Raw genomic sequence first — 23,657 nt, 5'->3', positions numbered from 1 at the left:
TTCCTGGTAATGTGCAAAGTAGGCACATTATATGCAGTTAGGCCCCCCTTGTGTGGCTTATTTGTGCATCAATTTGCACTTTCTTACATTTTTCATCCCTTTTTTCAGCATGGCCGCGCCATATTCTGACAGTGACGGGGTTAACGAAAGCGGAGTCAAAGGAGCGTCGATTTCAGAATGCGCAGGGAGGATAAGGCGGGGAAAAGCGAAACGGCACAGCAGAGGGAGAGGGGAGCACAAGGGCGCTCCCCAAGGGATGGGGCGGGATTCAGTCGTCCTCGTCATCCTTCACTTCGCGGATTTTGTCCTTGTAGTTGGGCAACTGCTTCTCCAGCCGTTTCATGTCTTTGATAGCATTGAGAAACAGCCCGAGCAGAAACAGCAGCGGCAACCCTATCCACAGCCAGAGATTCATGGGATTTTCCTTTCGTCAGGACAGGTGGTGACATAACGGGCCAAAATTTCATCAAGATTGGCCAATATGGTCGACTTGCCTTCAATATCCGCCTGTTGCAGACAAAGCGCCAGTGCTGCGGGATCGAGCCGCTGCTCATCGGACTCCTGCGAGAAGCTGATATGCCAGGGCTCGTAGGCGACCCCGCTCTGTGCCCCGACCGGCTTGGCATAAGGGAGGAAGAAGCCGAAGTCGCTCATATGGTCGCTGAGCCACTCGCTGAGATCTGCAAACCAGCCCCCGGCTTCATACTCCCACGGCTCCAACGCCAGTTTGGTATCGGCAGGCAAACAGTCCGGGTCGTAGATATCGAGATCGGTACCCCAGTGGTGACGGCTGGTGCCCGGCAGGGCACTCCAGCGCAGGATGGCGTGCAGCCGCTCTGTCTCGCCCAGTTGCAAGGCATCGATGGGCTGACTGTTGGTATCGAGCAGCGGTCGTTCGCCGCGCCACTTGCCATTCCAGATGGCGAGCTGGCGCTCGAAGCTGCGCCAGCTGGAGGCCGCCTGCAGGTTGAATCCCTCATAGGCGGCCGCCACCTGCATGTCGTTGAAGGCCGCCGCGGTTGCGGCGGTCAGCCGATGGGGGCCGCGCCCCACCACAATAAGGTGGCTCTCATCGAGCCCCAGCAGTTGTTCCTGCGTCATGCCAGCAATCTCTCGAGCACCCCTTGGTACATGTCCGCCAGCAGATCCAGATCGTCCGCCCTCACGCACTCGTTCACCTTGTGAATGGTGGCGTTGACGGGCCCAAGCTCAATCACCTCGGCGCCGGTGGGGGCGATAAAGCGCCCGTCGGAGGTGCCGCCGGTGGTGAGCAGGGCCGGTCGCTGACCGTTCACCGCCTCGATGGCCGCCACAGCCGCATCAAGCAGCGCGCCGGTGTCGGTGAGGAATGGCTGGCCGGAGAGGGTCCAGCTCAGCTGATAATCGAGGCCATGTTTATCCAGCAGCGCTTCGACCCGCTCACGGATATCCATGTCGGTCAGTTCGGTGCTGAAGCGGAAGTTGAACTGCACCTGCAGCTCGCCCGGAATGACGTTGGAGGCGCCGGTGCCGGCCGAGATGTTGGCGATCTGGAAGCTGGTGGGCGGGAAGTAGGCGTTGCCCTCATCCCACACGGTGGCGGCGAGTTCCGCCAGCGCTGGCGCGGCTTTGTGAATGGGGTTGTCCGCCAGATGGGGATAGGCCACATGGCCCTGCACCCCGCGCACCAGCAGATCGCCGGTGATGGAGCCGCGGCGGCCATTTTTCACCACATCCCCGACCACGGCGGTGGAGGAGGGCTCGCCGACGATGCACCAGCGGATCTTCTCGTTACGGGCCTCCAGGGTGTCGATCACCCGGGTGGTGCCATTGATAAAGGGCCCCTCCTCATCGGAGGTGATGAGAAAGGCGATGGACCCGGTGTGATCCGGATGCTCGGCCACGAAGCGCTCGACCGCCACCACCATGGAAGCCAGCGAGCCCTTCATGTCGGCGGCGCCGCGCCCATAGAGCACGCCATCCTTGATGGTCGGCTCGAACGGCGGAGTGTGCCATTTGTCCAGCGGCCCGGCGGGCACCACGTCGGTGTGGCCGGCGAAGCAGAACAGCGGCCCTTCGCTGCCGCGGCGGGCCCAGAGGTTGGTGGTGTCCTCAAATACCATGGGCTCGATGACAAACCCGAGCTTGGCGAGGCGCTCCGCCATCAGGGTCTGACACCCTTCATCGAGGGGGGTAATGGAGGGGCGGCGGATCAGATCCTTGGCCAGTGCGATGACATCCGACATCAGTTGTCCTTAGTTGTCCTTAACGGGAAAAGAGGGATTGGTAGTGATCAGCCTTAAAACCCAGAGTCAGTTCGCCGTCACGATCCAGCAGCGGGCGCTTGATCATGGCCGGATGTTCCAGCAGCAGGGCGCGCGCCTTGGCGGTATCGAGCCCCTGTTTGGCCTCATCCGGCAGGGCGCGGAAGGTGGTGCCGCGACTATTGAGCAGGGCTTCCCAGCCGAGTTTTGCCAGCCAGCTGTCCAGATCGTCCGGGTTCAGGCCGTCGGCGCGGTGGTCGTGAAAGCGGTAGTCGATACCGGCCTCATCCAGCCACTTGCGGGCTTTCTTGATGGTGTCGCAGTTCTTGATGCCATAGAGGGTGGTGGCCATGGGGAGTCCTTCTCTTGTGGGCGCTGGCCGTGGCCGTGCCCGAAAATCCGAATCAACAGAGTGCAAGGGCCCGATTCTGGCATTGTGGCGATCTCATGGCAACGCTGATGGTCCGGCTAGCGGGTTTTACCGGAACTGGTCACACCTGAATGGTGCTTTTGAGATCAAGATCAGAAGCAGTGCGGTGGGCGTGCACGATGGGGCGGTGATTGCGGGAGAAGAGCTGCTATTGCAGGAGAAAAAGAGAAAGGGCAAACGCCAGATAGCCAAAACGCGCCAGCGGGCGCGTTTTGGTCGGCATTATCAAGCACCTCAATCAGTGCAGGGTGGTCCATTCATGATCAAAGACCCGGGCCCGTTCCCAGGGTGCATCAGGCAGGCTGGAAGAGAGGCCAGTGTATTTGCCCACGTCGTCCACCACGATGGCGGAGAGGATCGGCAGGTTGTTTTCGGTGCAGTACATGCGGATGCGTTGCAGCAGGGTGCGCAGTTCATCCTGGCACTGCTCCAGCCCGGCCTGCTTGGCCAGTTTGGAGTAACGAATGGTAGTGCGTTCCTTTGCAGACTCGACGAGGATGTCCCACAGCTTGTAGTCGCAGGTCGAAGCACCTGCGGTGGCTTGGCTTGTCATAACTCTCTCCGGCGCGAAATGGTCGCTATGTGTCGAAGCGCATCTTCGCCAGTTCGGCGCCGTCAGATGTTGATCCAACGCAAAAAAGAGGGGAGTCGCGTCACACAATTCCCGGATAAGGGGTGATAAAGGTTTTTCGGTAGTTGAAATAACGAAAAATTGTTACATGGTCGACATATTATGCTAATGAATCACGGTGACGGCACCTTTCTTGATAGGGATCAAAGGCAAACGGTGGTCAGAACACTAGATTTCGCTCTTCGATAAATTTATCAGGAGTGAATATTGGAACTTTTATTCGTCTTGCTCGTTCTGGTCGCCGTGGTCTACGGCATTATCAAGGATTACAACCCGCAGGCGGTGCTGGCGCTGGCGGGCATGGCCATTTTTGCGGTGGCCTACTGGCTGGGGCTGCACCCCATTCTGCCCGCTGACAAGAGCACCGGCTTCGCCCTGTTCGACCTGTTCGAAGTGTTCAAGGGGATCTTCTCCTACCGCGCGGCGGGCCTCGGCCTCACCATCATGGCGGTGGCGGGTTTTGCCACCTACATGTCTCATATCGGGGCCTCCCAAGCGTTGGTGCGGGTGGCGGTCAAACCGGTGGCGGGCATCCAGTCCAGCTACCTGATGCTCTCTATCTGCTATCTGGTGGCGGTATTCGTTTCTCTGTTCGTTACCTCCGCTACCGGCCTTGGCCTGCTGTTGATGGTCACCATGTATCCGGTGATGCGCAACCTCGGCATCAGCCCGGCCTCCGCTTGTGGCGTCATCGCCACCTCACAGGCGTTCGAGATTGGCCCGACCCAGACCAACGCCATCTTCTCCGCCGGTCAATCCGGCATGGATCCGACCAGCTATTTCGTCGACTACCAAATCTGGCTGGTGGCCCCCATGCTGCTGGTGACCATGGTGCTGCACTTCTTCTGGCAGCGTCACTGCGATCGTAAGGATGGTTGGGATCCGGCGCTGCATCGCGGCGATCACGCCGAGCTGGACGAACAGGGCACCGAGAGCGTGCAGGCGCCTACCTGGTATGCCCTGCTGCCGATCATCCCCTTCGTGCTGATGATGACCTTCTCCAAGCTGATGGTGAGCGACATCAAGATGAGCGTGGAGGTGGCCATGCTGCTGTCGGTCTTTATCGGCATGCTGTGCGAGCTGCTGCGTAGCCGCTCGGTGCGTACCTCATTCGCGGGGCTCTCGAGCTTCCTCGACGGTATGGGCAAGGTGTTTGGCCCCGTGGTGGCGCTCATCGTCTGTGCCGAGCTGTTTGCCGAATCCCTCAAGGCCATTGGCGCCATCGATACCCTGCTGCACTCTGCCAGCAATGCCGGTATCGGCAGCGGTCTGATGACGCTGGTGATGGTGGCGCTGATCATGGTGGCGGCGGTCATCATGGGCTCCGGCAACGCGGCGTTCCTCAGCTTCTCGACCCTGGCACCGGCGGTAGCGGCCAAGTTTGGCGTACCTGCGGTAACCATGCTGTTGCCGATGCAGCTCGCTTCCAGTATCGGCCGTACCGTCTCCCCGATTGCGGCGGTGCTGATCGCCTGTGCGGGGATTGCCAAGGTGTCGCCCTTTACCGTGGTCAAGCGCACCAGCGTGCCGATGGCGGGGGCGCTGCTGACGGCGCTGACCCTCAACTATCTGCTGTTCATGTAGTGATGTGGGTTATGTAGTGGTGTTTGGAATTTACCGGTCGGGCGGGTGGCATGGCTGCCCGCCTTTTTCTCACTGTGTCGCATTGTTGCAATAGACGATCGGCCATCAACGCTGATTGTTGCATGGAGAAGATAATGACAGTTGTAAAGAGCCCGTTTTCCCTCGATAGCTATCTGGCCGATCTGGCCCCGCTCATCAACCTCGATTGCGGTACTCGCACCCCGGCCGGGGTGGCGAAGGTGGCCGACATCATGACCGAGAAATATGAGGCCATCGGCTGGCAGGTGACTCGCCACCAGTTCGCTGCCGAGTGCGGCCCCTGCCTCGAGATCACCAATGCGCCGGGTGCCGATCACTACGACGTGATGCTGTGCGGCCACATGGATACCGTATTCCCCGAGGGGACGGCGGCCAAGCGCCCGCTGAAAATCGAAGGCAATCAAGCCTTTGGCCCCGGCGTCTCGGACATGAAGAGCGGCCTGCTCTCTATCTGGTATGCCCTCAAAGAGATGGATCCGGCATTGCTTGCCAAGCTCAAGGTGCTGGTCTGCTTCAACTGCGACGAAGAGATTGGCTCCCCCTGGTCCAAGGATTGGCTGGTGGAGAAGGCCAAACAGAGCGGCTGCGTGCTGGTGGCCGAGGCGGCACGTCCCAACGGGGATCTCATCAGCGCCCGCAAGGGCAATGCCAAGTACCGCATCACCTTCCACGGCAAGGCGTCCCACGCCGGTTCGGCCCTGACCGAAGGGGTCTCTGCCATCACAGAACTCGCGCATTGGGTGCTGGCCATCAACGAGCAGGTCAACATGACCACGGGCACCACCATGAACGTTGGCGTGGTACAGGGCGGCACCGGTGTCAACGTGGTGCCGGACTTTGCCGAGGCGATCGTCGATCTGCGCTTCTGGAGCAACGAAGAAGCCGCCGCGGTGCACGATCGGCTCACCTTTATGGCCAACAACCCCTTCCTCGCGGGTTGTCGGGTCGAGGTGGATCGCCAGACCTTCAAGCCGGCGATGCGCCCGAGCGGTGACACCGAGGCGCTGATGGCGCTGGTGGAGGCGGCAGCCAAGGAGGAGGGGATCCCCTTCAACTGGCTGGAGGCCGGTGGCGGCTCGGATGCCAACTTCACCGCCGCCGCGGGTGTGCCGTCCCTCGATGGTTTCGGCCCCATGGGGGGCGGTTTCCACTCGGAGGCGGAGTTCCTGCTGCTGGAGAGCATCGAACCACGCATCCGCCTGCTGCAGCGGGTGCTGGGCAAGCTGGCGAAATAAGCCGGTTTATCCCTTGTTCGGGTCGCCATGGCCCGCTCAAAACTGGTCCGTTCGAATCCAAACGGGAGGCTGTTGCCTCCCGTTTTTTTATCTCGATTTTTCGCGCGCTGAGTGAGCGGGCCAGATGGCCTGAAGCCGTTACACCTGTGGCTCGGCCAGATAGACCAGATGATCCTGCCGCGCCACCTGCCAGCCATCGAGGTGCAGCGGGGCGGCAAAGTCCGGGCCGTCGGTCACCATGGTGTGGTACTCCCCCTGCTCGCCGCAGGCATCGAAGCCCTGTATTGCAGCAAGCTGCTGCAACTCGGCGAGGGTGGCGGCATCGAGGGTGCGTCCCACCCACTCGGGGGCCAGCACCCGGGTATCGACGCAGGAGAGGTGGGCGACGATGCCGCGGGCCAGCATATCCGCCAGCAAGGCTTGACGAGATTGCTGCCAGAGCGGGGTATGGACGGTGAGACCTAGCGGCTGGCAGCGTTCGCGGATCCAGTTTGGTGCGCCGCCCACGCTGTCGATATCGCCGGTGACTACGCCATCGAGTTGCCACTCCTCCTTGAGCCGTGCCAGTGCCCGCTCATAACCGAGATCGAACGGCGCTTCTATGGTGACCAGCAGATGGGGCAGCCCGAGGGCTTCTGCCTGACGGCGCACCAGCGGCAAGGGGTGAGCGAGAAATCGGGGCTCTGGCGGCGCAAAGGTGGCCAGTGCCACCACCTGATGGCCCGCTTGACGGGCATGACAGAGGGCCAGCATGGCATCTTTGCCACCGCTCCAGAGCAGGATGACGCGAGACATGGATGAGATTCCGGTGGTGAACGAGGGGGCATGCTACCCAGCGGCGGGGGCAGAGGTAAAGGCATAGTGTCCGGAAATGGCGGCGGGGAAGTGGTTGAGGTAACGGAGCGGGGAAAAAGCAGGCCCCCGAAGCGGGGGCCTGTATTGCAATAGCGGGTAAACGCCGCTGCGATTAGAGCAGGATGCTGGTGAGGATAAAGCCCAGCGAGCAGGAGGTCACCACCCCGATCAGCCCCGGAATGATGAAGCTGTGGTTGATGATGAACTTGCCGATACGGGTGGTGCCGGAGCGGTCGAAACCGATACAGGCCAGATCGCTCGGGTAGGTTGGCAGCACGAAGTAGCCGTAGCTCGCCGGCAGGAAGGCGATCAGCAGCTTCGGCTCGACACCCAGCGCCAGACCCATGGGGGCGATGGCGGTGAGGGCGGCGGCCTGGCTGTTTACCAGCTTGGAGATGAGGAACAGCACCAGGGCGTAGGTCCAGGGCTGGGCCTGTACCACATGGGCCAGAGTCTCTTTGAGTAGGGGCATGTGAGCCTGGAAGAAGGTCTCACTCATCCATGCCACCCCGAATACGGAGAAGATGGCGACCATACCCGCCTTGAAGACGGCGCCGTTGGCGATCTCGCCCGGCTTGACCTTGCAGCGCATCAGGATGATGGCACCGGCGATCAGCATCATCATCTGGATCACCAGGTTCATGGAGAGCGGGCCGGTTTTGTCCTTGATGGTGAACACCGGACGCAGACCTTCGTTGGCGCCGAGCAATACCACGGCAGCGATGGCGGCGAAGAAGATCCAGGTAGACCAGTAGGCCTCTTTCGGGAACTTGGTGTTAAGCAGGGTTTCACCACCGCCGTAGATGAAGGCGCGCTGTTCCGGGTCTTTGATCTTGGCCTGGAACTCTTCGTCTTTGTCCAGATCCTTGCCGCGACGTAGGCTCCACAGGGCAGCCACGATGACACCGGTCAGGGAGGAGGGGATGGCGATCATCAGGATGTCGAGCAGGCCGTAAGCCTGACCGATACCGTGGCCGGCTGCCAGAATGGAGACCATGGAGACCACGGCAACGGAGACCGGGGAGGCGCAGATGGCCATCTGGGAGGCAACGGAGGCCACCGCCATCGGGCGCTCGGGACGGATGTTCTTCTGCAGCGCGATGTCAGCGATGATGGGGAACATGGTGTAGACCACGTGGCCGGTACCGCACAGGAAGGTGAGGGTCCAGGTGGTGAGCGGCGCCAGGATAGTGATGTATTGCGGGTGACGGCGCAGCAGACGCTCGGCCACTTGCATCATCAGGTTGAGGCCACCGGCAGTCTGCAGGGTGGCGGCACAGCCGATCACCGCCAGAATGGTCAGCATCACCTGAACAGGCGGTTCGCCCGGCACCAGGCCGAAGACGAAGGTCAGCAGGAAGAGACCGATACCACTGATGAGACCGAGTCCCATGCCCCCAAAGCGGGTACCCAGCAGCAAGCAGCCGAGTACCACTAAAAATTCCATCAAGATCATTCCGTTACCTCGTGTGATTCAACCCATATTGCCGCGGGTAGCCTGAACCATGAATTGTCATTGTCTGTTTTATTTAGCCCAAAAGGGTTAGTTGCTATTCTGCTCCCCTGAAAAAGTGAAAAAATTGAGTTACTTCAATAACTCGATGAATTTTTGATTAAACCACTTAAAAACCACGTACTAACAAAAACATCATTTTTGTCACCAAGTGGTATCACTCGGGGCCAAGCCATCGGGTGGTCATGGTGGCAGCACAGAGCGGCAACAGGGCGGCAGGGGAGGGGCATAAAAAGGGCTCGATTGCGGCAGAAGAGGGTGAAAAAGCCAGCGCTCAGGCTATTTTTGCCAGCAAGGGCTGACTTCGGCGGGTTGGCTCACTTGGCCGCAGGGGCTTGCTGCAGATAGCGGCGCTGATAATCCTCGCTCAGCCTGGCAATATCCAATCTGGCAATGGCCTGCGCCACCCGTTGCTGCAACGCCTGCTGATCGGGGCGAAACATGATGTGCAGGCTCTTGTGTTCGAGGATCTTCGGGTGAAATTGCAATCCGGCGCTGCTCAGCTTGCGATCATGGTTGATGAGCCAGTGAAAGACATCCCGATCGATCACCGCCAGATCGAGCCGGTCGCGCTGCAATTTGCGCAGGTTGAGCAGGTCGGAATCGACGGCGGCAGTGTTGAGGCGCTTGCTGGCCATCAGGGCATCGAATTCACGGGTGTTGACGTACCCCTCCACCACGCCGATCCGGTAGGGGGCGAGATCCGTGAGCTGCTGCCAGGGGATGGGTGGGCCTGAGCGCTGCGCCATGCCCAGCACGCTGTCGCCTACGCTGGGGGAGCTGCGCCACAAGGTCGGCAGGGTGTCGGAGAGGTAATCTGGAAAATAGCCGCTATAAGGCTGGGTCGGGTCGGCCGCCAGCCGTACCGCCCGCTGCCAGGGGTAGAAGTCGAACGTCACCTCCAGTCCCGCCTCGGCAAAGGCACGTTTGACGATATGACCGGTGAGGCCGCCATCGGGCAGGCTCTGGCTGGTGTAGGGGGGCCACTCCAGGGTGGTCAGACGAACGGGCTCGGCCCACAGTTGAACAGGCATGCAGGACAGCAATAGCGAAAGCAGCAGGCGATATCCCATAGGCGACGAGTTCCTTGTGCCGATTGATCCTGAGTATCACCCATAACGGTGACAATAAACAAGCCGACCCACAGGTCGGCTTGTGCAATGCAGTGGCAAGATGCCGCTGATCAGAACTCGGCGGTACGCGGAGTACGCGGGAACGGGATCACGTCGCGGACGTTGCCCATGCCGGTCACGTATACAACCAGACGCTCGAAGCCCAGACCGAAGCCGGAGTGCGGCACGGTACCGAAGCGACGCAGGTCGCGATACCACCAGTAATCTTCCTTGTTCAGGCCCATCTCGGCCAGACGTGCATCCAGCACGTCCAGACGCTCTTCACGCTGGGAACCACCGATGATCTCGCCGATGCCCGGTGCCAGTACGTCCATCGCGGCAACGGTCTTGCCGTCGTCGTTGAGGCGCATGTAGAAGGCTTTGATATCTTTCGGGTAGTTCTTCACCACCACCGGAGACTTGAAGTGCTCCTCGGCCAGATAGCGCTCGTGCTCGGAGGAGAGATCGATACCCCAGGAGACCGGGAACTCGAACTTCTTGCCGCAGTTTTGCAGCACTTCGATGGCGTCGGTGTAGTCGATCTGGGCGAAGTCGGAGGAGACGAAACGCTCCAGACGGCCGATGGCATCCTTGTCCACGTGCTGGGCGAAGAACTCCAGATCGTCGCGACGCTCGGTCAGTACGGCGTTGAAGACATACTTCAGCATGGCTTCGGCCAGTGCGGCGTTATCTTCCAGATCGTTGAAGGCCACTTCCGGCTCAACCATCCAGAACTCGGCCAGGTGGCGGCTGGTGTTGGAGTTTTCAGCGCGGAAGGTCGGGCCGAAGGTGTAGACCTTGGAGAGGGCGCAGGCATAGGTTTCGGCGTTCAGCTGGCCGGATACGGTCAGGAAAGCCTCTTTGCCGAAGAAATCTTCGTTGTAGTCCACCTTGCCGGCGTCGGTGCGCGGCAGGTTTTCCATGTCCAGAGTGGAGACGCGGAACATCTCGCCGGCACCTTCGGTGTCAGAGGCGGTGATGAGCGGGGTCGCAACCCAGAGGAAACCCTCTTCGTGGAAGAAGCGGTGGATGGCTTGCGCCAGGCAGTGACGAACGCGGGTCACGGCGCCAACGATGTTGGTGCGCGGGCGCAGGTGGGCCTGTTCACGCAGGTATTCGATGCTGTGGCGCTTGGCGGCCATCGGGTAGGTGTCCGGATCTTCGACCCAGCCGACTACCTTCACCTCGGTCGCCTGCAGTTCGAAAGCCTGGCCGCTGCCCTGAGAGGCGGCAACCACGCCGGTCACTTCCACGGAGCAGGCAGTGGTCAGACGCAGCACTTCATTCTCGTAATTGGCCAGGGTATTGGGGACAACTGCCTGTACCGGATGGAAACAGGAGCCATCGGAAATGGCCAAAAATGAGATCCCCGCCTTGGAATCACGGCGAGTCCGGATCCACCCTTTGACAGTTTGGGTGGTGCCGACCGGATACTTACCGGCCAGCACATCTACTACGGATGCGTGCGTCATCGAAATATTGTCTCCAGCTTGTTCTTGCAGCGCTATTTGCAACACTAGGGAGTCTGGCCCGGGCACAGATGGCCCACCATGGCAGACTAAGCCGTCAATCTTACCCGCGCGGGTTTGATAAACAAGCAAAAATGTCGGACTCTGGTGGGGTTTTCGGCATGGTTCACTCAACAAGAGTGTCACGGGCGCAGGAGAGGTGGGTGAAAGATCGGCGGCATGGGCCAGATTGGCTGACACGGGTGTTACAGGGGCTGGTGATGCTCTGCTGGGGCGGCTTTATCGTGCTGCTCTCCCTTTACCACTATGCCCGTCCCGAAATTGCCTACGGTTTTCTGGTCTATGGCGGGATCGAGGTGCGCGATTATTGGGACCCGGCCCTTACCCCATGGCTGGTCTACGGGCTCTGGAGCTGCTGCGCCCTGACGCTGGCGGTGTTGCTGCTGGAGCGCAAGCGCAGCCGCCGTCAGGATGACTCCCGGCATGTCAATCTGGCCATCCTGCTATTGGTACTGATCGCCAGCTTGCTCTTCTACTACGTCGGTTAAGCGTTCGTCTTAGCGGGGCTGATCCGGTTCCTGCTTGCTGGCCTTGGTGCGCTTGCCGAGCTGTCGCTCCACGCTGTCGAGCATCTGGTTGTAGGCCACCGCCACCCGGCCAATCTCGTCGCCGTCATCTCCCTCCAGCCGGTGGCCGAAGTCGTGCAAGTCGGTGGCCTCTTCCATGGAGCGGGTCAACTGGTTGAGAGGGCGCACGATCCAGGTGCGGATGACCCAGAGGGTCAGCAGCAGTCCCATCCCGAAGATGCCGGTGAGGATCAGCGCCGAGGTGAGAATGTTCTGCTCGACCCGGGTAAACAGCGAATCGAGGGAGTAGTCAAAGCGCACCGCACCAAGCACGGTGTTCTCCGGCACCAGATGACAGCTGGTGCAGTCGGTGCCGCGAAAATCCTTCTTGGCCAGCAGCGGTCGTGTCACTACCAGACGGCTGTGCATGCCGTTGTGCACCACCTCCAGGCTCCCTTTGCCCGCCAGAGCCAGCTCATCAAACTCATCTTTTACCTGTTCTGTCTCCCGTCCCGGCCCGAACTGTTTGCTCACCGCGTCGCCACGTACGATGCGGGCATCCTCCACATGGGCGTGGTCGAGAAACTTGCCGCGCAGGGTATCGCGGGCATCCATCTTGCCGGTCAGCATCAGCATGTTGAGGCCGTCGAAATAGGCTTCGGTCTGCTCGCGGCTCTGCTCCTTGATGAGGGTCAGGATGAGATCGCGCTCGCGCACTGCCTGATAGGCTGCGGAGAAGACCAGTACCATGGAGAAGATGAAGAGCAGGAAAAAGTTGATTTTGGCAGCAATGGAGAGGCGCATGAGCAGTCTTTCTTGATGGTAAAACCGCAACAGTTTACCCCTCTTGGGGCCTCAGGTCTGGTGTTTTGCTCACATTACGGCAAGTGAAACTGCACTGAAGTGGATAAAGTTGCCCTCTCTATAAGATCTAATGCGGGTAGTTAAATGGGCGGCGGTGATGGCCGCCCGCAGTTTGCATTAACACTCGCCCTCCGCGATGGCCTGACGGATGGCGCCGGTCAATACCCGCAGCTCTTCAGGGGTGATGACGAAGGGGGGCATCAGGTAGACCAGCTTGCCAAAGGGGCGGATCCAGGCGCCCAGTTCGACAAATTTGCGCTGGATGCGCGCCACATCCACCCGCTCTTTCATCTCCACCACCCCGATGGCGCCGAGCACTCGCACATCCGCGACCGCCGGGTGCAGGGTCAGCTCTACCAGTTCTGTTCGCAGCTGATGCTCGATGGTGCGCACCCGCTCCTGCCAAGGTGAGGCCAGCAGCAACTCGATGGAGGCGTTGGCCACCGCGCAGGCGAGGGGATTGCCCATAAAGGTGGGGCCGTGCATAAAGACCCCCGCCTTGCCGTCACAGATGGTGCGGGCGACATGCTCGGTGGTCAGGGTCGCCGAGAGGGTGAGGTAGCCGCCGGTAAGCGCCTTGCCCAGACACATGATGTCGGGGCTGATCCCCGCCCAGTCGCAGGCAAACAGCTGGCCGGTGCGGCCAAAGCCGGTGGCAATCTCGTCGGCAATCAGCAGCACGCCGAACTCGTCGCACAGGGCGCGTACCCACTGCAGATAGCGGGGGTGATAGAAGCGCATGCCGCCAGCCCCTTGCACTATGGGTTCGAGCACGATGGCGGCGATCTCCTCGTGATGATCGGCCATGAGCGTCGCCAGCTCCACCACGCACTGCTCGTCCCACTCGGCGTGGAAGCGACAGCTCGGCGCGTTGACAAAATGGTGCTCCGGCAGGAATCCCTTGTAGAGCTCATGCATGCCGCTATCCGGGTCACAGACGCTCATGGCGCCGAAGGTGTCGCCGTGATAGCCGCTGCGCAGGGCGACAAATTTGGCTCTGGGCATCCCTTTGGCGTGCCAGTACTGCTGGGCCATCTTGAGTGCCACTTCCACTGCCACCGAGCCGGAATCGGCCAGAAATACCCGATCAAGCCCCTTCGGAGTGATCTCCACCAGTTTGCGGCAGAGCTCGACCGCCGGGGCGTGGGTGAGGCCGCCAAACATCACGTGGGACATCTTGCCGAGCTGGGCGGTGGCGGCGGCGTCCAGTTCCGGCACCTGATACCCGTGCACGCAAGCCCACCAGGAGCTCATGCCATCCACCAGTTCACGGCCGTCGCTGAGGGTGATGGTCACTCCTTTGGCGCTGGCCACTTCATAGCAGGGCAGGGGGTGAGTGAGAGAGGTGTAGGGGTGCCACACATGATGCAGGTCGAATTCTTGGTTGGTCATTTTTTATTCTGTTGTCAATTGGCTTGATCTGGTCGGTGTTGACAGTCTACGCGTGCTCTCTACACTAGCCAACAATTTCAGCCACTTGGCTCTGCGCATCACCCTGAACGCGCGGGCCCGGCGGCGGGTTTTGTGGCTGGCTGTCCATCCCAAGATGGCGGGCGCAGGATCCCACTAATAACAACCGGAAGCCATGTATGAATGCTCTCACCGCGGGCGGTCACGCCCTTCGTCATGACTGGACCCTCGCCGAGGTTCAGGCTCTGTTTGCCTTGCCATTCAACGATCTGCTGTTTCAGGCCCAGACTGTCCACCGCGCCCACTTTGACCCGAACGAAGTGCAGGTGAGTACCCTGCTCTCCATCAAGACCGGCGCCTGCCCGGAAGATTGCAAGTACTGCCCCCAGAGTGCCCGTTATCACACCGGGCTCGAGGCCGAGCGGCTGATGGAGGTGGAAAAAGTGCTGGAGCGGGCCCGCGAAGCCAAGGCCAACGGCTCGTCCCGTTTCTGTATGGGGGCCGCCTGGCGCAACCCCAAAGAGAAGGACATGCCCTACATCATCCGGATGATCGAGGAGGTGCGCGGGCTGGGGATGGAGACCTGCATGACCTTGGGCATGCTCACCGCCGATCAGGCGGCGCGTCTTGGCGCTGCTGGGCTCGATTACTACAACCACAACCTCGACACCTCGCCGGAGTTTTACGGCGAGATCATCTCCACCCGCACCTATCAGGATCGGCTCGATACTCTTGAGCACGTGCGCGGCGCCGGCATGAAGGTCTGCTCCGGCGGTATCGTCGGCATGGGTGAGCAGGCCAAGGATCGGGCGGGCCTCTTGATGGCGCTCGCCAACCTGCCCCGTCACCCGGAGAGCGTGCCAATCAATATGCTGGTCAAGGTGAAGGGAACGCCGCTGGAGGATCAGGAGAACCTCGATCCGTTCGAATTTATCCGCACCATCGCCGTGGCGCGGATCATGATGCCCGCCTCCCATGTGCGCCTCTCCGCAGGGCGGGAGAAGATGAACGAGCAGATGCAGGCGATGTGCTTTATGGCCGGGGCCAACTCCATTTTCTATGGCTGCAAGTTGCTGACCACCCCCAACCCGGACGAGAACAGCGATATGCAGCTGTTCAAGCGACTCGGTATTCGTCCCGCCCAGCGCGCCCAGAAGCCGGATCAGGTTCAAGAAGAGGAGCTGCTGGCCGAGGTGAGTCGCCAGAGCGAGCCTGCCGAGATGTTTTATGACGCCACCCGCCCCCGTGCAGGGGCTGCGCGGTCATGAACGGCCCTGCAGTAACGGGCCCCTTTGGGTTGAGCACGGCGCTGGCCGAGCGCGAGCAGGCGGGTCTGCTGCGCAACCGCATCACGACCGACGGGGCGAGTGGCGGGCGGCTCAGGGTTGCAGGGCGCGAATACCTCAATTTTTCCGCCAACGACTATCTGGGGCTGGCAGATCATCCCGCTATCAAGACCGCCTTCAACGCGGGGATTGAGCGTTATGGCACGGGCTCCGGCGCCTCGCCACTGGTGACCGGTTACAGCCGTGCCCACCAAGAGCTTGAGGAGACTCTGGCCGAGTGGCTCGGGGTGGAGGCGGTGCTGCTGTTCAACTGCGGCTTTTCTGCCAATCAGGCGGTGCTCAAAGCGCTGCTCGGCAAGGAGCATCTGCTGTGGCAGGACAAACTCAACCACGCCTCCCTGCAGGAGATGGGCAGCCAGCTCCCCTGCAAGATGAAGCGCTTTGCCCACAACGATATGGCGGCCCTTGAACGGTTGCTTGAGCCAAGCCGCGGATTGATTGTGTCGGAAGGGGTGTTCAGCATGGATGGGGATCAGGGCCCCTGGCGCGAGCTTGCAGTCCTGTCAGCCCAGAGCGGCAACTGGTTGATGATCGACGATGCCCACGGTCTCGGTGTGCTGGGGCCAGAGGGGCGCGGCACCCTGGCGGCGCAGGGGGTTCCTCCTACCAGCGTACACATCCAGATGGGCACTTTTGGCAAGGCGCTCGGGGTTGCCGGTGCCTTTGTCGGCGGCAGTCGCGAACTGGTGGAGTATCTGGTCAACTTCGCCCGCCACTATGTCTACAGCACCCATATGCCCGCTGCGCAGGCTTGCGCGGTGAGCAAGAGTATCGAACTGGTGCGTGCCGCCGATGGGGCCCGCGCCCATCTTGGTAAGCTCATTGCCCGCTTCCGACAAGGGGCAGAGGGGCTGGGTTGGCAGCTTGGTGCAAGCGAGACCCCGATCCAGCCGCTGCTGGTGGGGGAGAGCGTTGCTGCTTTGCAACTGGCTGAGCGGTTGCGGGAGCGCGGCGTCTGGGTGAGCGCCATCCGCCCGCCCACTGTGCCGGTCGGTACGGCCCGGCTGCGCATCACCCTGAGTGCGGCTCACCGCGAGCAGGATGTGGATCGCCTGCTCGATGCCTTGGGGGTCTGTCCTGCAGTTACAACGCTTGGGGAGGCTCACTATGGCTGAGCTTTTTCAAACGGTCGACAAGGCGCAGCTTGCTCGCCGTTTCGGCGCCGCCGCTCGTCATTACGATGCCCATGCCCGCTTTCAACAGGAGGTGGGTCAGGCGCTGCTGGAATGGATGCCAGACAGGCTGGTTGCCACTGAACTGACGGTGAGCGGGCTGGATCTGGGCTGCGGCACCGGCTTTTTCTTGCCCCAACTGGCGAATCGTTGTCACCAGCTGGTGGGGCTGGATCTCGCCCCCGGCATGCTGGCGCAGGCCGCCTTGCGTGGCAGCGGCGCCCGCCTGCTCTGCGGCGATGCGGAGCAGCTTCCTTTCGCCGACAGCGCGTTCGACTGGGTTTTCTCCAGTCTGGCGCTGCAGTGGTGCGAGCGTCCGGCCCAGGCTTTTAGCGAGTTGCTGCGGGTGGTCAAACCGGGCGGCCAGATCTTTTTCTCGACCCTGCTCGATGAGTCGCTCTGGCAGTTGCGAGCCGCCTGGCAGCAGCTTGATGGTCGCGCCCATGTCAATCGCTTCCTCAGCCTGCCACAATTGGAGCTGGCGCTGGCTAGCGCCGGGGTATCTGCTCCCGAGCTGCGTTGTATCACCTGGGATCTCGCCTATCTTGAATTGCCGCAGTTGTTGCGCGATCTCAAGGGGATTGGGGCCAATCAGGTCAACGACAATCAGGGGCGCGTCGCCCCGGCCGGTCTGAGCGGTCGCGCCAGATTGCAGCAGCTGGCGCAGGCGTATGAGGCGTTTCGCCAGCCCGATGGCAGGCTGGTCGCCAGTTATCGAGTGTGCCTCGGCCGCCTCAGCAAGCCTCGCTGAGCGCCGGGAATCGCAGTGTGTGCAGGGCAGTGTGCCACTTCCTGCCAAGGAGAGAACCGTATGAAATCATTCTTTATCACCGGCACCGATACCGATGTGGGCAAGACGCTGGTGGCGCGCACCCTGCTGCGCGAATTCAGCGCACAGGGGATCAAGTGCGCGGGTTACAAGCCGGTCTCGGCCGGATGTGCCCGCACTCCGGATGGGCTGCGCAACCTGGATGCCGTTCTGTTGCAGGAGGCGGCGAGCCTGCCGCTGCCCTATGAGGTGGTCAATCCGTTCGCCTATGAGCCGCCGATTGCGCCCCACATTGCAGCTAGCGAGGCACGTCAGTCTATCACCATGCAGGGGTTGAGCGAGGGGCTGCGCAAGATTGAACAGACAGGGGCCGAACTGGCGGTAGTGGAAGGGGCAGGGGGCTGGTATCTGCCGCTCGATCGCAAGCATCTGCTGTCGGACTGGGTCAAGCAGGAGAACATGGCGGTGATCATGGTGGTGGGGGCCAAGCTGGGTTGCCTCAACCATGCGCTGCTCACCTTTGCCGCCATTCGCAATGATCAGCTGCCGGTGGCGGGGTGGGTAATTAATCGGCTCCATGGTTCCATGAGCCATTATCAGGAAAATCTGGACACCCTGAGGGGCTTGCTGCCAGCCCCCTTCCTCGGCGAAATTCCGTTTATAAACAATCCGCTTGAAGCCGATTTGCAGGGGCGTCTCGATATCTCGCCGCTACTTTGACGGCATATTCAGCGAACATTCATCGAATCTCCCTAGAATGTCGACATTAACATGATCAGGTGGGGATCCCGAGTGATCCCCGGTCATGTCCCTTATCTTCACAAGGAGTCTATATGAAGCGAATTATGCTATTCCTGGTGACCAACCTGGCCGTCATGCTGGTGCTGGGGGTGGTACTCAATATCCTGTTCTCGGTTCTGGGGATCAACAAGTCCAGCATTTCCGGGCTGTTGGTGTTCTGTGCCGTGTTCGGTTTTGGGGGTTCCTTTATCTCCTTGCTGATGTCCAAGTGGATGGCCAAGCGCAGCTATGGCGTCCAGGTCATCGAGCAACCCCGTAACGAGACCGAGCACTGGCTGGTGAGCACTGTGGCCCGTCAGGCCCGCGAAGCGGGTATCAAGATGCCGGAAGTGGGGATCTACGACTCTCCCGAGATGAACGCTTTTGCCACCGGCGCCCGCCGCGATGATTCGCTGGTGGCGGTCTCCTCCGGCCTGCTCTACAGCATGAGCCGTGACGAGGCGGAAGCGGTACTGGCCCACGAGGTGAGCCACGTGGCCAACGGCGACATGGTGACCCTGACCCTGATCCAGGGTGTAGTGAACACCTTCGTGATGTTCTTCGCCCGCATCGTGGCTGGCGTTATCAGCAACTTCTTCAGCTCCAACAACGAGGAAGAGAGCAGCAGTACCGGCGGTTTTGCCTACATGATCACCGTGTTCGTGCTGGAGATGCTGTTCGGCATTCTGGCCTCCATCATCGTCATGTGGTTCAGCCGTCAGCGTGAGTTCCGTGCCGATGCCGGTGCCGCCAAGCTGGCCGGTCGCGACAAGATGATTGCCGCCCTTGAGCGCCTCTCCCGCGGTGCCGAGCCGCAGCTGGAAGGCTCCATGATGGCCTTTGGCATCAACGGCAAGCGCTCCATGAGCGAGCTGTTTATGAGTCACCCGCCCATCGAGCAGCGTATCGCCGCCCTGCGTGGTTGATAGATACTGAATGACGGGGGATGACCCCGAATAAAAAACGGCTGCCTTTGGGCAGCCGTTTTGCTTTTCAGCGTTCTTTAAAGCTTGAAGTGCCCCATCTCCTGGCGCAGTACCCGTGACAGCTGCTTGAGCTTGGCCGCCTCTTGGGACACGTGGCGGGCGGCATCCCCCGACTGCTCCGAGAGAGAGGTGATGTTGCCGACGGTTGAGACCACCTCGTTGGCGGCGGTGGACTGCTCGCGCAGGGTGTGGCTGATCTCTCCCATCAGGCCGGTGAGGTTGGAGGCGTGGCTCTGGATGCTGGCGATCGCCTCGCCGGTCTGGTTGGCCAGCGTGACCCCGCGGGAGACGTTGTTGACCGTGTTCTCCATGCTGCGGATGGAGGCATCGGCCCCGCTCTGGATCTTGCTGATCATACCGGTGATCTGTTGGGTTGAGGCCGCAGAGCGGCTGGCCAGATTGCGCACCTCGTCGGCCACCACCGCAAAGCCGCGACCCTGTTCACCGGCCCGCGCTGCCTCGATGGCCGCGTTGAGAGCCAGCAGGTTGGTCTGATCGGCGATACCGCGGATCACCCCGATGATCTCCGAAATCTGCTGGGTATGACCGTTGAGCTCGGAGATGGTGCTGGCTGCATCCCCCACAGTGGTGGAGATATTCTCGATGCTGCCGAGAGTCTCTTTAATGACTCCTGATCCCTCCTCCAGGGTATTGGCGGAGACCTTGCTCAGCTCGTCGGCATGGGTAGCGTTGTCGGAGAGGTGGCTGATGCTCACTACCAGCTCCTCGATGGCGGCGGCCATGGTCTGGGTGCTGGTTTGCTGATCGGTGGCAAACTGGGCGGTCTGCTCGGCAATTTGGGCGATGCTGTCGGCAGAGTGGGACAACTCCTCGGTGGAGTGGGAGACCTTGGCGATGATCCCCTTGAGGGTGGTCTGCATGCCGCCGAGCAGGCCGATCAGGCTCTCTTTCGCTCCTGCTGGCACCTTGATGGGGCGCGAGAAGTCCCCTTCCGCCATCATATGGAGATCGGTCTTGAGCTGTTCGACCGAGGTGCCCACCAGATCGAGCAGGGAGCGATAGGTGCGCCAGAGGAAGAACATCAACACCAGACCGAGGGCGATAAAGAGATAGCGCAGCATGTCGGTATTGGCGATGGCGCTCTCGACCGCCTCCTGGTTGCGCTGCTCCATCATCACGTAGAAGTCATCGATGGAGACATGATGCGCCCCTTGTTCTGGTGATAGGCCTTGTCATGCATCATGGCGATGGCTTTTTGCTGGTTGGCAACCGGATCGCCATCGCTCTGCTGCACCAGCTTGAAGGCGGCGACCTCGGTGTTGACCAGCGCATCCGAGTTGTTTTTGGCCTCGTTCAGTTTGGCGAGTTCGCCGTCGGTGAAACCGGCATCTTTCATCAGGTCGATCAGGCCACGGCGAACATTGCTGTCGGGGCGGGGATTCTGGCCGTTGGCGGCGACAAAGTCCCAGTAGATACGGTTGTAGCCATCCGGCCTCGGCTGTTCGCCGTTGCGAATGGCCAGGATCCGCATGTACTGCTGCTCGTAGGCTGGATCCTTGGTGATGACGTAGGTGCGCCCGAGTCGGGTCAGATCATCGGAGGATTGGCGCAGTTCGTCGGCCAGCAGGTAGGAGACATATTGTTGTCGATAACTCTCTTCCAGTTGTTTCCCGGCCCAGCTGTAGGCGAAAAACACCAGTGACAGCAGGATCAGGGTGATGACGGATAGCAGCAGGTTGAGCTGAAAGGCGGGCTTGTTCTGTTCCATGGTATGGGCGTCCTTTCCCTATGGCTGAGTGTCGTATGGAGCATCGCCAAGTCAATGGCTGGCAAGGCTTTTTGCTCTGAGAGTATAGGAAGGGAAACTCACAGATGAAGGCGGTGGGGACAAATTAAGGGCGGATCAGGTGAACAAGTGCGGAAAAAGATGACCGGGGTCAAATCCCCGGTCATCTGGATTGGCGTGAACTAATGCGGCTCGATCACCCGATCATAGGATTTCAAGGTCGGTGAGCGGCACGGCGCAGCAGGCAAGGATCTTGCCCTCGGCCCGCTCGGCGGCGGTGATGGCGGGGGCGTCGGGGTGATCCACCTCGCCCGAGATCAGCGTCTGTTTGCAACTGCCGCAGATGCCGGCGCGGCAGCTCCATGGCAGCTCTACGCCTTGCTTGTTGGCCTGATCCAGCACAGTGCCCTGATTGTTGCCGGTAAAGGCTTGGGCGCCGATACGCAGTTGCACCGCCTGATGGGGGCGGGCCACAGAGAGAATGGCGCCGCCAAAACTCTCCTGTTTAATACGTGCGGCCGGAACGCCGAGGGCCGCAACTTTGGCGGCAGCATCGGCCATAAAGCCGTGGGGGCCGCAGATAAAGACCTCTTTTTCGGCCAGCCCTTTGATCAGTTGCAGATGCTCATCATTGAGTCGCCCTTGCAGCCCCTGCCAGTGATTGTCCGGCTGGCTCAGGATCAGGGTGAGGGTCATCCCCTGCTGCGCCATGGCGTGCAGTTCGCTGGCGGCGGGAATGTCCGCTTCGCTGCGGCACAGGTGCATAAAGTGAACCTCTTCCAGCTCCCCGCGTAGCGCCAGGGTGCGGGCTATCGCCAGCATGGGGGTGACGCCGGAGCCTGCGGAGAGCAACAGGAGGTTGCGCTCGGACCCTAAGTGAAACTCGCCAGCGGGGTTGGCGGCCAGCAGCCGGTCGCCCACCTGCAGTTGCTGGTGCAGCCAGTGGGAGATGCGACCACCCTCCACCTTCTTGACGCTGATGCCGTAACGCTCCGGGTGATCCGGCGTAGAGCTCAGGGTATAGCGCCGCTGAACTCGCTCGTTTTTGATATCGAGGCTGATGGGCAGATGCTGGCCAGGCAGGTAGTCGGGCAGGGGCTCGCCATCGGCGGCTTCGAACCAGAAGGTCTCCAGATCCCGCGCCAGCGGTTCGCGGGCCACGCAGACCAGCTCCCGCTTCTTCGGTGCGGCGGCGGGATAGACCACCGGACGGGTGCGCTCCAGTACCTCGATCTCGCTACCTGCTTCAATCCAGCCCTCGTTCAGCGCCACCAGATTCTGGCCGAAGTAGACCTCGCCATCCTCACCACGGCGGTAGCGGGTGAGGGTGGCCAGCGGCTCTTTCAGTGCGTTGAAACGATCGGTGCCCGCTTCCACCGTGGTCATGATGCAGCGGCTGCAGGGCTTGACCACTTTGAATTCCACCTTGCCGATGCGGATACGCACCCAGCTGTCCTCCTCGAAGGGCTGGGTATTGCTTGCCACCAGATTGGTGCGGAATTGGCTCATCTGGTGCAGCGCATCGGAGCGCAGATTGAGATCCTCCAGAGAGGCCTGGCTTATCAGCAGCAGCGGATAACCGTCGGCAAAGCTGACCCGGGTGCCGGTCTTTTCACGAAAGCGATCAGAGGTTTCACCCAACCAGAGCAGCTGCACCGTTTCCCCTGCCACCCGGCTTAGCCATCCATCGGCTTTGGGGTCGGTGTGCAGGGCGGTGAAGCGGTCGCTCCAGACTCCGGTAGCTTGCGGGGCGCGGCTGAAGTCGGCCTCTTGCAGGGTGAGCGGTTCAAAGCCCGGATAGCGCAGTTGCAAGCCACCTTCGATGGGGGTAGCCACGACCTGTTGCAGTTGGGGATGGGTACGGGCGGTGATAAAGGTGCCGTCCGGTTTGACCACCATGTAGCGGCGATCCCCTGCCAGTCCCTCTTCGGTCACCCGGGCGCGAGCCAGCGGCATACCTGCAGTCGATTTGATGGGGTAGAGGTGAATGCTGTCTAGCCTGGGCATCTTCATATCCTTGTGACGCGGCGTGATCGCCTGGAAAAAGTGGAACATAACGGTTCCCCGGCGATCCGGCAATCCTTTCAAGGGGGCGGTCTATAGTTGGGAAAACAGAACAAGAGGGCATCGGGATGAAAATAAGCTGGTTGCTGGCGGGGAGCCTTTTTTGCCACGGGCTCTGGGCGCAGGAGCTGACCCTGACCACGGGAGAGTATCCCCCTTACTGCTCCGAGACGCTGAAATATCAGGGGCTTATCCCTCATGTGGTGAGCGAGGCATTCAGGAGTGAAGGGGTGAGCGTCAAGTTTCAGTTTTTGCCCTGGAAGCGGGCCTTTCGCTTGTCGGAGGAGGGGGTGGTGGATGGCACTGTCCACTGGTATGAGTCGAGCGAGCGGCGCAAAACCCATCTCTACAGCGATCCCATCCTGAGCGAAACCTATGTCTGGTTCTATCTCAAGTCAGATCCGCTGGAATGGCGTGGCTATCAGGATCTGGCAGATCGCAAGCTGGCTGCGGTCAGTGGCTATACCTACAATGCAGATTTTTTTGCAGCCATCGCGCAGGTGCCGCTGCAGGTGCAGTTCGTCACCCGGCTGCGCCAGAGCTTTGATCTGCTGCTCTCCGGCCGCGCCGACCTGACGCTGGAGAACATAGATGTCGGCTACTACTCCCTGCGTCAGTTCTACCCGGCCAGCACGGTCGATCTCTTTGCAACCCATTCAAAACCCGTGATGAAAGTTGAAGGTCACCTGTTGATCAGCCGCAAGCGTGCCAACGCTGACGAACTGATCAAAACCTTCAATCGGGGCCTCGCCAAACTGAAAGCCAGCGGTCAGCTGGAGAAGATGTTACTTGAGTCACGTTCTGGTCTCTATGAACCATAAAGTGCAACATTTTTTGATCCT

21 protein-coding genes and 1 pseudogene are annotated in these 23,657 nt (G+C 60.8%); 9 read left to right on the top strand and 13 right to left on the bottom strand.

Annotated features, from left to right (window positions below):
- Window positions 1-268: 268 nt before the first annotated feature.
- The 5 genes from ACTG1P_RS05980 to ACTG1P_RS05960 all read right to left on the bottom strand — a co-directional run bounded on the left by ACTG1P_RS05980 (window position 269) and on the right by ACTG1P_RS05960 (window position 3,226).
- Window positions 269-415 carry a hypothetical protein gene (locus tag ACTG1P_RS05980; RefSeq protein WP_005337933.1) on the bottom strand — a complete coding sequence of 49 codons (147 nt, stop codon included), beginning with the start codon at window positions 413-415 and terminating at the stop codon, window positions 269-271.
- A complete protein-coding gene (locus ACTG1P_RS05975) occupies window positions 412-1,101 on the bottom strand; it encodes a M15 family metallopeptidase (RefSeq protein WP_440000746.1) in 690 nt (229 codons plus the stop codon). The genes ACTG1P_RS05980 and ACTG1P_RS05975 overlap by 4 nt, the downstream gene beginning before the upstream one ends.
- Window positions 1,098-2,225: a succinyl-diaminopimelate desuccinylase gene (dapE, locus tag ACTG1P_RS05970; protein WP_440000745.1), complete on the bottom strand. Its 1,128-nt coding sequence runs from the start codon at window positions 2,223-2,225 to the stop codon at window positions 1,098-1,100. Before dapE ends, ACTG1P_RS05975 begins: the two co-directional genes overlap by 4 nt.
- Window positions 2,226-2,244: 19 nt before the next feature.
- Entirely contained in the window at window positions 2,245-2,595 is a 351-nt protein-coding gene (locus tag ACTG1P_RS05965; protein WP_115520874.1) for an ArsC family reductase, read from the bottom strand.
- A gap of 316 nt (window positions 2,596-2,911) precedes the next feature.
- Window positions 2,912-3,226 carry a hypothetical protein gene (locus ACTG1P_RS05960; protein ID WP_005337929.1) on the bottom strand — a complete coding sequence of 105 codons (315 nt, stop codon included), beginning with the start codon at window positions 3,224-3,226 and terminating at the stop codon, window positions 2,912-2,914.
- A 285-nt stretch (window positions 3,227-3,511) separates the two neighbouring features.
- Between ACTG1P_RS05960 and dcuC the strand changes: the two genes are divergently transcribed.
- A complete protein-coding gene (gene dcuC / locus ACTG1P_RS05955; RefSeq protein ID WP_440000744.1) occupies window positions 3,512-4,888 on the top strand; it encodes a C4-dicarboxylate transporter DcuC in 1,377 nt (458 codons plus the stop codon).
- 134 nt (window positions 4,889-5,022) lie between these two features.
- The gene (locus ACTG1P_RS05950) at window positions 5,023-6,162 is read left to right on the top strand and encodes a M20 family metallopeptidase (RefSeq protein WP_440000743.1); all 1,140 of its coding nucleotides are present in this window, start codon (window positions 5,023-5,025) and stop codon (window positions 6,160-6,162) included.
- Between the two features lie 138 nt (window positions 6,163-6,300).
- Here ACTG1P_RS05950 and ACTG1P_RS05945 read toward each other — a convergent pair whose 3' ends face one another.
- From ACTG1P_RS05945 to asnS, 4 genes are all read right to left on the bottom strand, one after another.
- Window positions 6,301-6,957, bottom strand: coding sequence for a hypothetical protein (locus tag ACTG1P_RS05945; RefSeq protein WP_440000742.1), 657 nt, complete (start codon window positions 6,955-6,957; stop codon window positions 6,301-6,303).
- Between the two features lie 172 nt (window positions 6,958-7,129).
- Window positions 7,130-8,473, bottom strand: coding sequence for an anaerobic C4-dicarboxylate transporter (locus ACTG1P_RS05940; RefSeq protein ID WP_005337916.1), 1,344 nt, complete (start codon window positions 8,471-8,473; stop codon window positions 7,130-7,132).
- Window positions 8,474-8,847: 374 nt separating this feature from the next.
- Entirely contained in the window at window positions 8,848-9,603 is a 756-nt protein-coding gene (locus tag ACTG1P_RS05935) for a substrate-binding periplasmic protein (RefSeq protein WP_252656439.1), read from the bottom strand.
- Window positions 9,604-9,713: 110 nt separating this feature from the next.
- Window positions 9,714-11,114, bottom strand: a complete 1,401-nt coding sequence (gene asnS, locus ACTG1P_RS05930; protein ID WP_005337914.1) for an asparagine--tRNA ligase — start codon at window positions 11,112-11,114, stop codon at window positions 9,714-9,716.
- Between the two features lie 200 nt (window positions 11,115-11,314).
- Between asnS and ACTG1P_RS05925 the strand changes: the two genes are divergently transcribed.
- Window positions 11,315-11,659: a hypothetical protein gene (locus ACTG1P_RS05925; RefSeq protein WP_005359354.1), complete on the top strand. Its 345-nt coding sequence runs from the start codon at window positions 11,315-11,317 to the stop codon at window positions 11,657-11,659.
- A gap of 9 nt (window positions 11,660-11,668) precedes the next feature.
- On the opposite strand, the gene ACTG1P_RS05920 is transcribed toward ACTG1P_RS05925, so the two are convergent.
- Complete coding sequence (locus ACTG1P_RS05920; RefSeq protein WP_005337912.1) at window positions 11,669-12,481, bottom strand: HAMP domain-containing protein; 813 nt, start codon at window positions 12,479-12,481, stop codon at window positions 11,669-11,671.
- Between the two features lie 177 nt (window positions 12,482-12,658).
- On the bottom strand, window positions 12,659-13,933 hold the full coding sequence (gene bioA / locus ACTG1P_RS05915; protein WP_440000741.1) for an adenosylmethionine--8-amino-7-oxononanoate transaminase: 1,275 nt from the start codon (window positions 13,931-13,933) through the stop codon (window positions 12,659-12,661).
- A gap of 197 nt (window positions 13,934-14,130) precedes the next feature.
- Between bioA and bioB the strand changes: the two genes are divergently transcribed.
- The 5 genes from bioB (at window position 14,131) to htpX (ending at window position 18,944) form a co-directional block, all read left to right on the top strand.
- On the top strand, window positions 14,131-15,219 hold the full coding sequence (gene bioB / locus ACTG1P_RS05910; RefSeq protein ID WP_005350480.1) for a biotin synthase BioB: 1,089 nt from the start codon (window positions 14,131-14,133) through the stop codon (window positions 15,217-15,219).
- Entirely contained in the window at window positions 15,216-16,412 is a 1,197-nt protein-coding gene (bioF, locus tag ACTG1P_RS05905) for an 8-amino-7-oxononanoate synthase (RefSeq protein WP_440000740.1), read from the top strand. Before bioB ends, bioF begins: the two co-directional genes overlap by 4 nt.
- Complete coding sequence (gene bioC / locus ACTG1P_RS05900) at window positions 16,405-17,220, top strand: malonyl-ACP O-methyltransferase BioC (protein ID WP_440000739.1); 816 nt, start codon at window positions 16,405-16,407, stop codon at window positions 17,218-17,220. The genes bioF and bioC overlap by 8 nt, the downstream gene beginning before the upstream one ends.
- A 60-nt stretch (window positions 17,221-17,280) precedes the next feature.
- Window positions 17,281-17,958: a dethiobiotin synthase gene (gene bioD, locus ACTG1P_RS05895; RefSeq protein WP_440000738.1), complete on the top strand. Its 678-nt coding sequence runs from the start codon at window positions 17,281-17,283 to the stop codon at window positions 17,956-17,958.
- 113 nt (window positions 17,959-18,071) lie between these two features.
- Entirely contained in the window at window positions 18,072-18,944 is an 873-nt protein-coding gene (htpX, locus tag ACTG1P_RS05890; RefSeq protein WP_005337890.1) for a protease HtpX, read from the top strand.
- A 77-nt stretch (window positions 18,945-19,021) separates the two neighbouring features.
- Here htpX and ACTG1P_RS05885 read toward each other — a convergent pair.
- Window positions 19,022-20,733 (bottom strand): annotated as a pseudogene (locus tag ACTG1P_RS05885) (methyl-accepting chemotaxis protein).
- A 222-nt stretch (window positions 20,734-20,955) separates the two neighbouring features.
- Window positions 20,956-22,806, bottom strand: coding sequence for an MOSC N-terminal beta barrel domain-containing protein (locus ACTG1P_RS05880; RefSeq protein ID WP_440000737.1), 1,851 nt, complete (start codon window positions 22,804-22,806; stop codon window positions 20,956-20,958).
- Window positions 22,807-22,883: 77 nt separating this feature from the next.
- Here ACTG1P_RS05880 and ACTG1P_RS05875 point away from each other — a divergent pair, with 77 nt between their 5' ends.
- Window positions 22,884-23,636 (top strand): substrate-binding periplasmic protein, encoded by a 753-nt coding sequence (locus ACTG1P_RS05875; protein ID WP_021231119.1) that lies wholly within the window; start codon window positions 22,884-22,886, stop codon window positions 23,634-23,636.
- The last annotated feature ends 21 nt before the right edge of the window (window positions 23,637-23,657 follow it).

Origin of the sequence: Aeromonas sp. 11P (assembly GCF_051920165.1) — a bacterium.
GTDB classification, from domain to species: Bacteria; Pseudomonadota; Gammaproteobacteria; order Enterobacterales; family Aeromonadaceae; genus Aeromonas; species Aeromonas veronii.
The sequence above is the reverse complement of the archived record's forward strand: the minus strand, read 5'-3'. Positions and strand labels throughout refer to the sequence as shown.

Bases quoted from the DNA above. Each gene is read 5' to 3' on its own strand.
- ACTG1P_RS05980 (WP_005337933.1), bottom strand. From the start codon at position 415: ATGAATCTCTGGCTGTGGATAGGGTTGCCGCTGCTGTTTCTGCTCGGG.
- ACTG1P_RS05975 (WP_440000746.1), bottom strand. From the start codon at position 1,101: ATGACGCAGGAACAACTGCTGGGGCTCGATGAGAGCCACCTTATTGTG.
- dapE (WP_440000745.1), bottom strand. From the start codon at position 2,225: ATGTCGGATGTCATCGCACTGGCCAAGGATCTGATCCGCCGCCCCTCC.
- ACTG1P_RS05965 (WP_115520874.1), bottom strand. From the start codon at position 2,595: ATGGCCACCACCCTCTATGGCATCAAGAACTGCGACACCATCAAGAAA.
- ACTG1P_RS05960 (WP_005337929.1), bottom strand. From the start codon at position 3,226: ATGACAAGCCAAGCCACCGCAGGTGCTTCGACCTGCGACTACAAGCTG.
- ACTG1P_RS05950 (WP_440000743.1), top strand. From the start codon at position 5,023: ATGACAGTTGTAAAGAGCCCGTTTTCCCTCGATAGCTATCTGGCCGAT.
- ACTG1P_RS05945 (WP_440000742.1), bottom strand. From the start codon at position 6,957: ATGTCTCGCGTCATCCTGCTCTGGAGCGGTGGCAAAGATGCCATGCTG.
- ACTG1P_RS05940 (WP_005337916.1), bottom strand. From the start codon at position 8,473: ATGATCTTGATGGAATTTTTAGTGGTACTCGGCTGCTTGCTGCTGGGT.
- ACTG1P_RS05935 (WP_252656439.1), bottom strand. From the start codon at position 9,603: ATGGGATATCGCCTGCTGCTTTCGCTATTGCTGTCCTGCATGCCTGTT.
- asnS (WP_005337914.1), bottom strand. From the start codon at position 11,114: ATGACGCACGCATCCGTAGTAGATGTGCTGGCCGGTAAGTATCCGGTC.
- ACTG1P_RS05920 (WP_005337912.1), bottom strand. From the start codon at position 12,481: ATGCGCCTCTCCATTGCTGCCAAAATCAACTTTTTCCTGCTCTTCATC.
- bioA (WP_440000741.1), bottom strand. From the start codon at position 13,933: ATGACCAACCAAGAATTCGACCTGCATCATGTGTGGCACCCCTACACC.
- bioB (WP_005350480.1), top strand. From the start codon at position 14,131: ATGAATGCTCTCACCGCGGGCGGTCACGCCCTTCGTCATGACTGGACC.
- bioF (WP_440000740.1), top strand. From the start codon at position 15,216: ATGAACGGCCCTGCAGTAACGGGCCCCTTTGGGTTGAGCACGGCGCTG.
- bioC (WP_440000739.1), top strand. From the start codon at position 16,405: ATGGCTGAGCTTTTTCAAACGGTCGACAAGGCGCAGCTTGCTCGCCGT.
- bioD (WP_440000738.1), top strand. From the start codon at position 17,281: ATGAAATCATTCTTTATCACCGGCACCGATACCGATGTGGGCAAGACG.
- htpX (WP_005337890.1), top strand. From the start codon at position 18,072: ATGAAGCGAATTATGCTATTCCTGGTGACCAACCTGGCCGTCATGCTG.
- ACTG1P_RS05880 (WP_440000737.1), bottom strand. From the start codon at position 22,806: ATGTTCCACTTTTTCCAGGCGATCACGCCGCGTCACAAGGATATGAAG.
- ACTG1P_RS05875 (WP_021231119.1), top strand. From the start codon at position 22,884: ATGAAAATAAGCTGGTTGCTGGCGGGGAGCCTTTTTTGCCACGGGCTC.